General features: G+C 64.6%; 14 protein-coding genes and 1 tRNA gene. 9 read left to right on the top strand and 6 right to left on the bottom strand.

Translation table 11 applies throughout. The annotated features are described in order from the left end of the window. Nucleotides 1–30: 30 nt before the first annotated feature. The 3 genes from N5A92_RS15340 to N5A92_RS15330 form a co-directional block, all read right to left on the bottom strand. A complete protein-coding gene (locus N5A92_RS15340) occupies nt 31–618 on the bottom strand; it encodes a GNAT family N-acetyltransferase (RefSeq protein WP_260904313.1) in 588 nt (195 codons plus the stop codon). A 117-nt stretch (nt 619–735) separates the two neighbouring features. After that, nucleotides 736–1,005 carry a 50S ribosomal protein L27 gene (rpmA, locus tag N5A92_RS15335; RefSeq protein ID WP_260904312.1) on the bottom strand — a complete coding sequence of 90 codons (270 nt, stop codon included), beginning with the start codon at nt 1,003–1,005 and terminating at the stop codon, nt 736–738. A gap of 98 nt (nt 1,006–1,103) precedes the next feature. After that, on the bottom strand, nt 1,104–1,784 hold the full coding sequence (locus tag N5A92_RS15330; protein WP_260904311.1) for a 50S ribosomal protein L21: 681 nt from the start codon (nt 1,782–1,784) through the stop codon (nt 1,104–1,106). A gap of 272 nt (nt 1,785–2,056) precedes the next feature. Between N5A92_RS15330 and N5A92_RS15325 the strand changes: the two genes are divergently transcribed. Then, nucleotides 2,057–2,146, top strand: a tRNA-Ser gene (locus N5A92_RS15325). Between the two features lie 121 nt (nt 2,147–2,267). On the opposite strand, the gene N5A92_RS15320 is transcribed toward N5A92_RS15325, so the two are convergent. Together N5A92_RS15320 and N5A92_RS15315 are read right to left on the bottom strand one after the other, a co-directional pair. Further along, the gene (locus tag N5A92_RS15320; protein ID WP_260904308.1) at nt 2,268–2,450 is read right to left on the bottom strand and encodes a hypothetical protein; all 183 of its coding nucleotides are present in this window, start codon (nt 2,448–2,450) and stop codon (nt 2,268–2,270) included. Between the two features lie 223 nt (nt 2,451–2,673). Continuing rightward, nucleotides 2,674–3,972 carry a Gfo/Idh/MocA family protein gene (locus N5A92_RS15315; protein ID WP_260904306.1) on the bottom strand — a complete coding sequence of 433 codons (1,299 nt, stop codon included), beginning with the start codon at nt 3,970–3,972 and terminating at the stop codon, nt 2,674–2,676. A gap of 209 nt (nt 3,973–4,181) precedes the next feature. On the opposite strand from N5A92_RS15315, the gene N5A92_RS15310 reads away from it, so the two are divergent. The 8 genes from N5A92_RS15310 to N5A92_RS15275 all read left to right on the top strand — a co-directional run bounded on the left by N5A92_RS15310 (nt 4,182) and on the right by N5A92_RS15275 (nt 11,819). Next, nucleotides 4,182–5,129 (top strand): DUF72 domain-containing protein, encoded by a 948-nt coding sequence (locus tag N5A92_RS15310; protein WP_260904305.1) that lies wholly within the window; start codon nt 4,182–4,184, stop codon nt 5,127–5,129. Continuing rightward, nucleotides 5,126–5,464, top strand: coding sequence for a hypothetical protein (locus tag N5A92_RS15305; protein WP_425248589.1), 339 nt, complete (start codon nt 5,126–5,128; stop codon nt 5,462–5,464). The genes N5A92_RS15310 and N5A92_RS15305 overlap by 4 nt, the downstream gene beginning before the upstream one ends. 80 nt (nt 5,465–5,544) lie before the next feature. After that, the gene (locus N5A92_RS15300; protein ID WP_260904286.1) at nt 5,545–6,975 is read left to right on the top strand and encodes a hypothetical protein; all 1,431 of its coding nucleotides are present in this window, start codon (nt 5,545–5,547) and stop codon (nt 6,973–6,975) included. Nucleotides 6,976–7,123: 148 nt separating this feature from the next. Beyond that, nucleotides 7,124–8,428: an ABC transporter substrate-binding protein gene (locus N5A92_RS15295; protein WP_260904284.1), complete on the top strand. Its 1,305-nt coding sequence runs from the start codon at nt 7,124–7,126 to the stop codon at nt 8,426–8,428. A 121-nt stretch (nt 8,429–8,549) separates the two neighbouring features. Next, entirely contained in the window at nt 8,550–9,431 is an 882-nt protein-coding gene (locus tag N5A92_RS15290) for a branched-chain amino acid ABC transporter permease (RefSeq protein WP_260904281.1), read from the top strand. After that, on the top strand, nt 9,428–10,381 hold the full coding sequence (locus N5A92_RS15285) for a branched-chain amino acid ABC transporter permease (protein ID WP_260904279.1): 954 nt from the start codon (nt 9,428–9,430) through the stop codon (nt 10,379–10,381). Before N5A92_RS15290 ends, N5A92_RS15285 begins: the two co-directional genes overlap by 4 nt. Continuing rightward, the gene (locus N5A92_RS15280) at nt 10,378–11,109 is read left to right on the top strand and encodes an ABC transporter ATP-binding protein (RefSeq protein ID WP_260904698.1); all 732 of its coding nucleotides are present in this window, start codon (nt 10,378–10,380) and stop codon (nt 11,107–11,109) included. The genes N5A92_RS15285 and N5A92_RS15280 overlap by 4 nt, the downstream gene beginning before the upstream one ends. Before the next feature lie 2 nt (nt 11,110–11,111). Next, nucleotides 11,112–11,819, top strand: a complete 708-nt coding sequence (locus tag N5A92_RS15275) for an ABC transporter ATP-binding protein (RefSeq protein WP_260904275.1) — start codon at nt 11,112–11,114, stop codon at nt 11,817–11,819. Between the two features lie 181 nt (nt 11,820–12,000). Here N5A92_RS15275 and pncA read toward each other — a convergent pair whose 3' ends face one another. After that, nucleotides 12,001–12,600 (bottom strand): bifunctional nicotinamidase/pyrazinamidase, encoded by a 600-nt coding sequence (pncA, locus tag N5A92_RS15270; protein ID WP_260904274.1) that lies wholly within the window; start codon nt 12,598–12,600, stop codon nt 12,001–12,003. Between the last annotated feature and the right edge of the window lie 240 nt (nt 12,601–12,840).

Genomic DNA, 12,840 nt, shown 5'->3' with positions numbered 1-12,840 from the left:
GGCCGCCGGATGGCGACCCGCGCTCAAGTCTCAGGCGCCCCAGCTTCTGAGGCTCACCCATGTCTTGCGGTCGAGCTGATAGCGCTCCACTGGCACCTTGCCGGCCACCACTGAGTCCATCATGCCTTGGCCGATATACTGGAACCCGCACTTGTGGATGACGCGGCGCGAGGCACTGTTGATGACGCGGCACGAAATATGCAGCCGGTCGACATCAGTCGCGCGGAAGGCGAGATCGACCAGTGCATGCGCCACCTCCGTCGCATAGCCGCGCCCCCAGTAGGGCTCGCCGAACCAGTAGCCGAGCTCCAGCCCGAACTGCCTGGTGTCGAGCCCGGCACAGCCGATGAAGGCGCCGCTGTCGGCGAGCGCCACCGCATAATGGCAGCCCGAGCGCTCCCGTGACCGGCTGCCGCGCACGAAGGCCCGCGCATCCGCTTCATCGTAGGGATAGGGCATGCGCGAGAGCATTTCGGCCACGCGCCGGTTGTTGGCCAGTTCCGCCAGCTCCGGGATATCGTCATCGTGCGGCGGGCGCAGCACCAACCTCTCGGTGACGAGAACAGGGCACTCTATACTCAGACTTTCACTCTCGACCTCTTCACTTTCGGCGATCATTTCTCTTCCTCCGGACAAAAATAAAGGGGAGATGGCAACCCATCTCCCCTGAACCTTTTCCGGATTTTCCGGACACCGGCCCCCAAGATGGGTTGCCGGTGTTTGGTGCGGAACCGGCTACTCCGCTGCGTCCATAATCGGGTTTACCGACACGTAGGTTCGGCCGTTGGCTTTCTTGGCGAAGGACACTGCGCCCGTCTCAAGCGCAAAGAGCGTGTGGTCTTTGCCGATGCCAACATTGGCGCCGGGATGCCACTTCGTCCCGCGTTGACGGATGATGATGTTGCCGGCGAGCACTTTCTCGCCACCGAACTTCTTCACGCCAAGGCGCTTGGACTCCGAGTCGCGTCCGTTGCGCGAGGAACCGCCAGCTTTCTTGTGTGCCATGACTCTACTCCTTTGCGCCCGCGAGGAGCGCCTTCATTTCCCTTATGAACGCAGACGCGTTCATTTGCAATCCGTTCCTGGGGCCAGCGGCCCCGAGCTTATTGCGCCAGTTCTTTGGCCTGCTCGCGCCAGTCCTGGATCTGGTCGGCGCTGAAGGGCATGGCCTCGTCGATCTTCGCGATATCCTCGTCGGAAAGCGCTGCGATCTGCGCAAAAGTGGCGATGCCCTGCTCTTTGAGCTGGCCGGCGGCCACCGGGCCGATGCCCTTGATCTTGGTCAGATCGTCGGCCTCGCCCTTGGGCGCCGTGAACAGCGGCTTGGCAGCCTTTTCGGCTTTGGCCTCCGCCGGCGCGGCTGCCTTTTCCTTCGGCGCCTCTTCCTTTTTGGCCTTGGCGGGCTTTTCCGCCGCCTTCTCTTCCGTCTTCGGCGCAGGCTTCGCCGCCGCCTTCTTGGAAGGCTTGGCGCCGCCCACGAGAATCTCGGAGATGCGCACCGTCGTAAGAAGCTGGCGATGGCCGCGCTTGCGGCGCGAGTTCTGGCGCCGGCGCTTCTTGAAGGCGATGACCTTCGGCCCACGGCCCTGCTCCACCACTTCGGCCGCCACGCTGGCGCCATCGATGAAGGGCGCGCCGATCGTCACGTCCTCGCCTTCACCCACGGCAAGCACGTTGCCGAATTGGATGATCTCGCCAGGCTCGCCGGCGACCAGTTCGACCTTCAGGAGGTCCTCGGCGGCGACGCGGTACTGCTTGCCACCGGTTTTGATGACTGCGAACATCTTTCTTGCCTTTCGGTGTCCGGTCCGGCTTGGGCGCTCGATTTCCGAGGCGGCCTGCCGTCTTTTTGTCAGTCGTTAGGGTTCAAGGCCTATGGGCCCACGAAATAAGCGGCGCGGGATGCGCCCACGCCGCAGGTGATGGGGTCCATACCGGATGAGGGCGGCAAGGTCAAGGCGGAGGAGGGCGAATTGCGCCGCATTTGGCCTTGTATCGAAACCGCTTCGCCGCTATCTAAGCGCCGCTGCATCGGGGCGCTTCCGAGTGCCCCCGCGGAGAGGTGGCTGAGTGGTTGAAAGCACCGCACTCGAAATGCGGCATACTCGCAAGGGTATCGGGGGTTCGAATCCCTCCCTCTCCGCCAGTCAAGCCCCAAAATCCTTTTATTTCCTAACGTTTTGGCGGTTCCGGTCACAAGCGTTGCGACCAATTGAGTGACCAGTTTTGCGGTAAGCATTGCTGCACTGGCAATTGCCTTGGCGTTTCTAGGGGTAAATGCCGTCAATGAGTTTCGGCAATAAGGACTTATACCATCCGTAGCCAATGTTGGTTGCCGCCGACTCTTTGCTTTCGAGTCGTCCGGCATAGATTCCGATCCTGTCGAAGGCGGAAAACTCTTCAGCCCCTAAATCACGGTTATCGACGGGCAAGCCGCCGACTTTTCTCACAATGGCACGCCTGACATCGCTGGTGTGGTTGCTGAGGCAGCCGAACGCAACGATGATCCCTCCCCTTGGTTAGGAGTAGGGGAAGCCAAAAGACTGCACGAAAACCAGAGGCGATAGCCCCGCAACGTCAGCATTGCGGCACGCGGAGACGGCGGCCCGCAGGCGTGGCGGGCCGCTCCGTCTCAGGGACTTTCAGCGGAAAGACGTAGGGCGGTTGTCGGCGCTACCGCCGCGGCAATTCGATCCCGTTCTCGCCGAGCATGCGTGCCACGTGCGTGGTCTCCCCGCTTGCCATAGAGGCGTTGGCGGCGATGCCGGTCAGGATCGACCACGCGCCGTCGACATGTGTCGAACCGCGCCCATAACGATCCTCTTCCATCTCGTCGGGGCTGAACAGATAGCCCAGCATGACCGGGTCGGCGCCGCCATGGTCGCCCTCGCCGGTCCACACCTCGATCTTCCGCGGGCTTTCGCCCGCCACGTGAAGCACGGTGGTCATGGCGTCCTCGACCGGCCTTTCCCGCTTGCCACCGAAAACGCCGTGCACCTCCACGTGGCGATGGACGAGTTCCCCCTTGGTGCCGTGGAAGCGGACCTCCAGCCCCTCCCACGGGCTGTAAGCGCACAGGGTGTAGTTGAGCATGGCGCCGCTTTCGTATCCGACCTGCACCTGCATCGTGTCCTCGATGGTGATGTCGTCGTCGAAGACGCACCGGTCGCGGAAATAACCGTCGATATCCTCCGCCTCGAGATAGATCTCGCGCAGCGCCTCGTCGGCGGCAAGATCGAGCCGGAAGTCGCAGCGCTCGGCGGCCGGGCAGTCGTGGCATCGCGGTCCGCGATCCTCGAGCCCCAGGTGCGCCGCCGTCTCCGGCCGGTAGAAGGCGCGCTGCCCGTTGGCCGAAACGGCCTTGGGGGAGGAATCGAGCCACCAGTTGACGAGATCGAAATGGTGCGTGGACTTGTGCACCAGAAGACCGCCGGACTTGTCCTTGTAGCGGTGCCAGCGGCGGAAATAATCGGCGCCGTGCACCCGGTCGAGATGCCAGCTGAAGTCGACGGCGGCGATCGTTCCGATGGCGCCCGACTGCAGCATCTCCTTGATTTGCGTGCGCGCCGGCGTGTAGCGGTAGTTGAAGGTGACGATGACGGAGCGGCCGGTCTCTTTCTGCGCATCAAGGATGGCCTTGAGCCTGCCGAGATCCGTCGTCATCGGCTTTTCCGTCATCACGTCGCATCCTGCCCGCATGGCGGCGACGATGTATTCGTGGTGCAGGTAGTCGGGCACTGTCACGACCACCGCATCCGGCTTCTGCTCGTCCAGCATCTGCCGGAACTGCGGCGCCTTGTAGGTAGCGATACCGTTGCCGCTCTGGTCGGGAATGGCGGACGCCGAAAGCGCCAGCCGCCTGTCGTTCGTGTCGCACAGGCCAACCAGCTCGTTCTGCCCGCCATAGGTTTCGGTGATGGCACGCCGGAACATCTGATGTCGCGCGCCAGTGCCTACGATTGCATATTTCAAGGAACGAGCTCCCGGTCGAGAATTGTAATGAGACGCGCCGCGGGCTTTGCCGCCGCCGGCGGCGTAAATCATCACCGTTCCGCGACAAATGTAAAGATCGGCGGGCAGCCATATCCGCATCAGCGGGGATCGAGACCGGCGGAACGATACGGACATGCATCCGTTCCCCGATCGAGTTGCCGGCCCCTCTTTCGGCTGAAGGAGCCAGGATGACGAAAGCAGGAACCGTCCGCATCGGCATATCCGGCTGGACCTATCCGCCCTGGCGCGGCGTCTTCTATCCGCAAGGACTGCCCCAGAAGAGAGAACTCGCCTATGCGGCAGAGCATTTCCGCTCGGTCGAGATCAACGGCACGTTCTACAGCTTGCAGCGGCCGGGGAGCTTTGCCCGCTGGAGCGAGGAAACGCCGGATGACTTCGTCTTCGCGATCAAGGGCTCGCGCTACATCACACATATGCTGAAGCTGCGGGACGCGCGGACGCCGCTCTCCAATTTCCTGGCCTCCGGCGTCTTGCGGCTGGGGCCGAAGCTGGGGCCTATCCTCTGGCAGCTCCCGCCGCAGACGGCGTTCGACGCCGACCGCCTGGAAGCCTTCCTCGCCCTCCTCCCGCACGACACGGAGGAGGCCGCGCGGCTGGCGCGGCGGCATGACAAGCGCGTGTCCGGGCGCGCCTGGCTCAAGCCCGACGCCAAGCGCCCGCTGCGCCATGCCATCGAGATCCGTCATGACAGCTTCCGCACGGAGGCCTTCATCGAGCTTCTGCGCCGCTACGGCGTGGCGATGGTCTGCGCCGACACGCCACAATGGCCTCTGCTCATGGATCTGACGGCGGACTTTGTCTATTGCCGGCTGCACGGCTCGGAACAGCTTTACACGAGCGGCTATGATGACGAGGCACTCGACCGCTGGGCAAAACGCGTGCGGGCTTGGGAGCGCGGCGGCGAACCCAAGGATGCCGAGCGTGTGCTCCCCCCGACCAAACCACTCGACCGCGGGCGCGATGTCTTTGTCTATTTCGACAACGACGTGAAGGTGCGTGCGCCCTTCGATGCCGACGCGCTTGCCAAGCGTGTGGGGGCGGCACCCCAGCGCCAAGACTTGGCGGAAGCAGCTGGCCGGCCGCCACCCGTGCCGGAAAAGCTCGCGCAATCGTGAGCGCGCTGCTTCTTCACAGCACCCGGGTGCGGCGGTATGGTCCATTACGCCGGCATATTGCAGCAGATGCCACGCTGGCAAAGGAGGAACTTTCCATGTTGCGTTCCATCATTCTCGCATTGTCGCTGTTTGCTTTCCCCGTAGTGGCCCTGGCCGGTCAATGCCCCGCCCTCATGGCGGAGGTGGACGCGGCCCTGGAGACGGCCAGCCTCTCGGACGAGGAAAGGGCAAGGGTCATGGAGCTGCGCGCCGCGGGCGAACAGCAGCACCAGGCCGGCGACCACGCCGCATCCGAAGCATCACTGAACGAAGCAAAGACGATTCTCGGAATATAACGAACCCGGGCGCGCGCTTCTGAAGCGGGGCGCGCGCCCGCCTGCTTTTCAAATCGCCCCGCCTCGGCCACATTGGCGGCATGCGATTCTCCGCTGCCCGCTGCCGCGCCTTCCTCTCCGTCTCCGGCACACCCTTCGCAGTTCTCGCCCTGTGTGGACCGGCCTTCGCACATGCCTCGGAGCGGGGGCATGTGCTTCTTCTGCCGACGCAATTTTACGCCCTCGGCGGGGCGGTGGCGGTGGCGGCGAGCTTCATCGCGCTCGTCTTCCTGCCGCCGCGAACCGTTGCGGGGCTGGGCGAAAGGCGCCTGCCGCTCGCCAACCTGCCTATAGACAAGCGCGCTGCCGTAAGCTTCCTCTCCTTCGTCTTCTTCACGCTCCTCCTTTACGCCGGCATATCCGGCAGCCGCGATCCGCTCGCCAATCCGCTGCCGCTGACGGTCTGGACGCTGCTTTGGGTGGGCCTCACCCTCGCCCATGGTCTGTTCGGAAACCTCTGGGGGTGGCTCAATCCCTGGTACGGTCCATGGACGCTCTTCGCGCACCTGACGGGCCGAAAGACCGGATGGCTCAAACTTCCCGCGCGGCTCGGCTACAAGCCCGCCCTGCTCCTGCTCTTCGCCTTCGCCTGGTTCGAGCTGATCGATACCGCCCCGGACGACCCGGCACGGTTGGCCGCCGCCGCCCTTGCCTACTGGCTTTTCGCGTTCGCCGGCATGTGCCTTTTCGGCTACGAGGCGTGGACCGGGCGCATGGAGTTTCTCTCCGTCTTCTTCCGCATGCTGTCCCGGCTCTCCCTCTTCGAGGCCCGCAAGACGCCGAAAGGCCTCCGCCTATCCCTCGGCCTGCCCGGCGGCAAGCTTATGGAAGCGCAGCCTTTGCCGCCAAGCGGCGTCGCATTTCTTCTTCTGGGCCTCGCCTCCGTCTCCTTCGATGGCCTCATGCGCACCTTCTTCTGGCTCGGCCTGATCGGCATCAACCCGCTGGAGTTTCCCGGCCGCTCCGCGGTGATGTGGCAGAACACGCTCGGCCTCCTCGCCGTTTTCCTCTGCCTCGGGGCCGCCTTCGCGCTCGCCACATGGGCGGGCGAGCGTCTGGCCGGCGGGCGTGAATGGAGCCGGGCGGCGGGTCTCCTCGTCTGGTCCATCGTGCCCATCGCGCTCGCCTATCACTTCTCCCACTATCTCACGGCCCTTCTGGTCAACGGCCAGTATGCGCTCGCCGCCTTGTCCGACCCCTTCTTCAAGGGCTGGAACCTCTTCGGCACGTCGATCGCCCATGTCGATGCGGGCATGGTGCTGGGTGCCCGCGCCGCCTGGGTAATCTGGAATGCACAGGCCGCGGCCATCGTCGCCGGCCACGTCCTGGCGGTCGTTCTCGCCCATGCCGTGGCCTACCGGCTCTACGGCTCGGTCCGCCGCGCCAGCCTGAGCCAGATACCCATGACCGTTCTGATGATCGGTTATACCGTCTTCGGCCTGTGGCTTCTCTCGACGCCGACAGCCGGATAAGATGCGCAGCACTCCGCTTGTGCGATGCCGTATTGCCGAAAGCCGCGATTGGTGATTTAGTTTGTACACAAGTGATTTTCGGCAACAAAAAACATCGCGCAAAACAGCCTGGACACTTGGCCACGACAGCCGATGAAGGGGAACCGGCATGAGGGAAGATCGCAATTCCAACATTCTTTCAAGTAGCGGGCTCACCCGCAGGACAGCGCTCAAGGGTCTCGGCGCCGCCGCCGGTCTGATGGCCGCACCCGGCTTCGTGCGCTATGCCCAAGCGCAGTCTTCGGAGCCCATCAGGATCGGTTTCCAGTGCCACCGCACCGGTATCGGCGCTGCCTATGGCCGCTGGTACGAGCGCGTGACCACCGCCACCGCCAAGCTCATCAACGACGAGGGCGGCATCAACGGGCGGCCGCTGGAGATCGTCATCGAGGACGACGGCACGGATCCGGCGCGAGGCTCCGAGGTGGTGCAGAAATTCGCCAACCAGCACAAGGTGGACCTTGTCTACGGCACGCTCTTCTCGCACGTTGTCGTCGGCTCCGCTCCGATGGCGGGCGAGTTGAAGATCCCCTACTACGTGGTGAGCGAGGGCTACCACGTCGCCTCCGGCAAGATGAACCGCTACTGTGTGCAGCCGGGCATCACCGATGTGAAGGCGCAGGTGCGCTCCGTCGCTCCGTGGATTGCCGACAATCTCGGCAAGAAGGTCACACTAGTCTATCCCGACTACGCTTTCGGCCACGACCACCGCGATTTCTTCGAGCCGGCGATCCAGGCACAGGGCGGCGAGGTGATCGCCAAGGTGCCGATCCCGCCGACGGAGACCTCGTTTACCCGCTATTTCCCGCAGATCCCGCGCGATACCGACGTCATCTACCACGTCATGGTCGGCCCGGCGGTGCTCACCTTCGTCAAGGAGATGGGCGAGTTCTTCGGCTCCGGCGGGCCGCAGCTCTTCGGCTTCATCGATTCGCTGGAGGCCGTCGACATCAACAGCCCCGGCCTCGAGTTCCTCGAGGGCAGCCATTTCTGGGAAGGCATGCCGCGCTATGCGCAGCCGGACCAGCCGGACTATATGACGTTCTACCGCGAGACCGTCGGCATCGACGAGAACGGCGCAAGCCGGAACGACCCGCAGGACGTTTCCACCGCAGCCCACATGTTCGGCTGCTGGGAAACGCTCTACGTCATCAAAGCCGCCATGGAGACCGCCGACTACCAGGGGCCGGATGACCGCACCAAGCTGATCGAGGCCACCGAAGCAATGACGGAGATGGAGGCCGGGCGCGAGCACCCGCAGGGCCCGAAGGTCTTCAACGGCAAGATCCACCAGGTCTTCGGTGAGCAGAACATCAGCCAGGTGAAGGACGGCAAGCTGGAGGTGGTGCACCGGACGTCGATCGACGACGGGCTGTACGAGCCGGAGGCGGATTACACAACGATGTCGTTCTGATCAGGGCCGGAGTGTTGACGCCTGACACCTAAACCCCTCCGGCCTGCCGGAGGGGGTCCGAGTGGCCGCGCGACGATAACCCGAGACCGCAGAAGACGCACTCCCGGAAACCCAACCGCCCATGGCCTTTGGACCGTACCTCCTCCTCGCCACCCTTGAAGGCCTCGTCACGGCGGCGGTGCTGGCGCTCATGGCGCTCGGCCTGTCGCTGGTTTTCGGCGTCATGCGCGTTGTCAACGTCGCCCATGGCGAGTTCTACATGCTGGGCGCCGTGCTCGCCTGGTGGTTTGCCAGCCTCGTGAGCGGTCATCCGGCCATCGGCTTCCTTCTCGCCCTCATCCTCAGCCCGCTGGTCGTCGCCGCGGTCGCCTTCATTGCCGAGCGCCTGGTGCTGAGCCGGCTCAATTACGAGCCGGAAGCCACCATCGTCGCCACCATCGGCCTCCTCTATATTCTCCAGCAGCTTGCGCTCACCTTCTACGGGCCGGAGGCGCGGCCGGTTCAGGCGCCGTTCGACATGCGCATCAGCCTGCCCTGGTTCGGCTACTCGGCCTATAAGCTCGCCGTCATCGCCGCCTCTGCTCTCATGATGCTCGCCACCTGGGTTCTGCTCACGCGCACGAAGATTGGCCTGGTCATGCGCGCCACCCAGTTCGACCGCGAGACGGCGCAGGCTTTCGGCATCCCCGTCGACCGCGTCTATGCCGGCGTCTTCGCACTCGGCGCCGCACTTGCGGCCGTCGCAGCAGTCCTCATCGTCCCCATCCAGCAGGCCCACTACCTGATGGGCCTCGACCCGCTGCTTCTGTCCTTCATCGTCGTTATCATCGGTGGGCTCGGCTCGCTGCGCGGCACGGTGGTCGCGGCGATCCTCATCGGCCTTTCGGACGGCATCATCTCCATGTTCTTTTCGCCAACGCTCGCCAAGATGCTGGCCACTCTCCTGGTCGCTCTGGTGCTGGTCTTCCGCCCCCAAGGCCTGTTCGGGACGGTGGCGCGATGAGGGATGCACGAAGCCTCTGGCTCCACGCAGCTGTTATTCTGCTACTCTTCGCCCTCAACTTCCTGCTGCCGGAATACCACCGCGGCATCTTCTCCCGCGTCATGGTGCTGGCCGTTTTCGCTATGGGCTACAATCTGGCCTTCGGCTATACTGGGCTGTTGAGCCTCGGCCACGCGATGTTCTTCGCCGCCGGCCTCTACGGCACCGGTCTCACCATCTATCATCTAGGGTGGAGCGTCTGGCCGGCCCTCGGCGCCGGCCTTCTCGCCGGCACCCTTCTCGCGCTGGTCATCGGCTTTCTGGCGCTGAGGACCACGGGCGTCGCCTTCATGATCGTCACGCTCATGTTCGCCCAGGTCTTCTACCTGACCACCCTCTACTTCACGACCTACACGCGTGGCGAGGAGGGCCTCGTCCTGCCGCAGGCGATGCGTACGCTCGCCCTGCCGGGCGCGAGCTTCAGCCTGACCGACCCGACCACCCGCTATATGGCGGCACTGGCGCTGCTGACAATCGCGCTCGGCCTCACACTCTTCCTCGTCCGCTCCCCCTACGGCCGGGCGCTGATCGCCATCCGCGAAAATGAGGAGCGCATGCGCATGCTGGGCTACGACGTGTTCGCCAACAAGCTCGGTTCCGTAGTGATCTCGGGCCTTATCTGTGCTGCCGCGGGCGCGGCCTACGCCGTGCTCTTCGGCTATGTCGGCTCCGGCTTTGCCTCGATCCAGTATTCCATCCTGCCGCTGCTCTGGGTTCTTCTCGGTGGTGCCGCGACCACGTTGGGGCCCTTCGTCGGCACGTTGTTCATGTTCTACATCATCGATACCGCGTCGGATTACACCACCGCGTATCTGCTGGTCGTCGGCCTCGCCCTCATCCTGCTCATACTCTATTTCCCGAAGGGCATCGCCGGCACGGTGCGCGAAAGGTGGCTGCCATGGCTGCCGTGACGCCGCTTCTTTCGACGCGGGGCCTGAGCCGCGCCTTCGGCGGGCTGAAGGCGGTGCAGGAGGTGGACTTCGCCCTGCCGGAAGGGCAGATCCGCGCTATCATCGGCCCCAACGGCGCCGGCAAGACCACCTTCGTCAGCCTCGTCTGCGGCCGCATCCTGCCGTCGTCGGGAAGCGTCGTCTTCGACGGCCGCGACGTCTCACGCCTGCCCGCCCACAAGCGCGTGCGCGCCGGCATTGCCTATACCTTCCAGATCACCAGCATCTTTTCGGGCCTCACCGTCTTCGACAATGTGGCGCTCGCCGTCCAGCGCCATCTGCTCGACGACAGAGAGGCGCGCCCGACGGCGCATGCGCTCAAGGAAGACGGCATGGCGGCGCTGGAGAAGACCGGTTTGGCGGCCTTCGCGGAAAAGCGCGCCGGCAACCTTGCCTACGGCCATCAGCGGCTTCTCGAAGTCGCCATGGGCCTGGCGCTGAAGCCGCGCCTCCTGATCCTCGACGAGCCGACGCAGGGCCTTTCCGACGGTGAGATCGACAGCTTCATCGCCCTGGTGCGCGAGATCGGCCGGGACGCCACGGTTCTCCTCATCGAGCACAACATGGACGTGGTAATGGCGCTGGCCGAGCGCATCACCGTCATGGACCAGGGCCGCATCCTCGCCGAGGGCACGCCGGCCGAAATCCGCGCCGACAAGGCCGTCCAGCAAGCGTATCTCGGAGGCTGACGATGGCGACGGCGCTGAAACTCGACGCGATCGACTGCTTCTACGGCGAAGTCCAGGTCCTGCGCGGCCTCTCGCTCGAATTGCGGCAGGGCGAGGTGCACTGCCTGCTCGGCCGCAACGGCGCCGGCAAGACCACCGCCCTGAAGGCGGTCATGGGCCTCCTGCCGGTGCGCGCTGGCAAGATCTTGAAAGGCGAGACCGAGCTGTCGCGCCTTCCCGCCCACCAGGTGCCCAAGGCGGGCGTCGCCTATGTGCCGCAGGGACGCCGCCTCTTCGCCGAGCTCACCGTCGCCGAAAACCTGGAAATCGGCCTGATGACCCGCAACAAGGGGGAAGCCACGCACGAGCACGTGCTCGGCCTCTTCCCCGTCCTGCGCGAGCGGCTGAAACAGCGCTCCGGCACCCTTTCCGGCGGCGAACAGCAGATGCTCGCCATGGCCCGCGCACTGTGCCTGGAGCCGGACGTGCTCCTTCTCGATGAGCCGACAGAGGGCCTCATGCCCTCCATGATCGCCCGCATCCGCGAGACCGTGGCCGGTCTGAGGGAGCATGGCGTATCCACGATACTGGTGGAACAGCGTGTGGACGCCGTGCTCCCCGTCGCCGACCGGGTATCTTTCATCGAGAACGGGCAGAACCGGGAGACGGTGGAGGTGGAGCGGCTGCGCGAGGATCCCGAGATGGTGCACCGCTATGTGGGGGTCGGCTGATCCCTCCCCCTTGAGGGGAGGGTGGACAGCCCCCTTCCGGCGGCTGGACGGGTGGGGTCACCGCAGCCCGCGTGCCGACCTTGGCATCTCCTCCGCTGCTGCCTGTCAACGCCGAGCGCGGCCGCAAGGCCCCCACCCCGGACCTTCGGTCCGTCCATCCCTCCCCTCGAGGGGAGGGAGTTCAGGCGAGCACCACTCCCGCCTCCCGCATCCGCTGCATCATCGCCGCCATCGAACCGCCGAGATCGATCCCCCGGCAGGCTTGCAGGAGCACAGTCGCCTCGAACCCCTGCTGCCGCGCGTCGAGCGCTGAAAACGCCACGCAGAAATCGGTTGCGAGGCCTGCGAGCGTCACCCTGGCGATGCCACGCTCCCGCAGATAGCCGGTGAGGCCCGTCGGCGTCTCGTGGTCGTTCTCGAAAAGGGCCGAGTAGCTGTCAATTTCCTTGCGGAATCCCTTGCGGATGACGAGCTCCGCCTTGGTCCATTCAAGCCCCTCGTGGAACGCCGCGCCTCTCGTCCCCTGTACGCAATGGTCCGGCCACAGTGTCTGTTCCCCGTACGGCATCCCGATCGTCTCGAACGGCGCCTTGCCCGGATGCGAAGAGGCGAAGCTGGAGTGGCCGGCCGGATGCCAGTCCTGCGTCAGCACCACATGGTCGAAGCGCTGGATCAGCTGATTGATCAGCGGCACCACCTCGTCCCCCGCCTCCACGGCCAGCGCCCCGCCGGGGCAGAAATCGTTCTGAACGTCGATGACGATGAGCGCCTCGTCGGCCATGCCGCGTCTCCGTTAGAGCAATTCCAGGAAAAGCGGAAACCGGTTTTCCGTCCGGAATTGCGACAAAACAAAGGACTGGATCGGATCATCGATCCCGTGAAACGACGATCCGATCTTGTCTGGTTCCTCCGGCAACCTAGCCCAATGTTCCCCTTTGACAAGCCAGCCGCGAGGTATATCATTTGTACACGAACGAATTCCGCGCCCATACGAACGACAAGAGAAGGCGCGACGGGGAGC

This window comes from Chelativorans salis (genome assembly GCF_025336525.1).
GTDB classification, from domain to species: Bacteria; Pseudomonadota; Alphaproteobacteria; order Rhizobiales; family Rhizobiaceae; genus Chelativorans; species Chelativorans salis.
The sequence above is the reverse complement of the archived record's forward strand: the minus strand, read 5'-3'. Positions and strand labels throughout refer to the sequence as shown.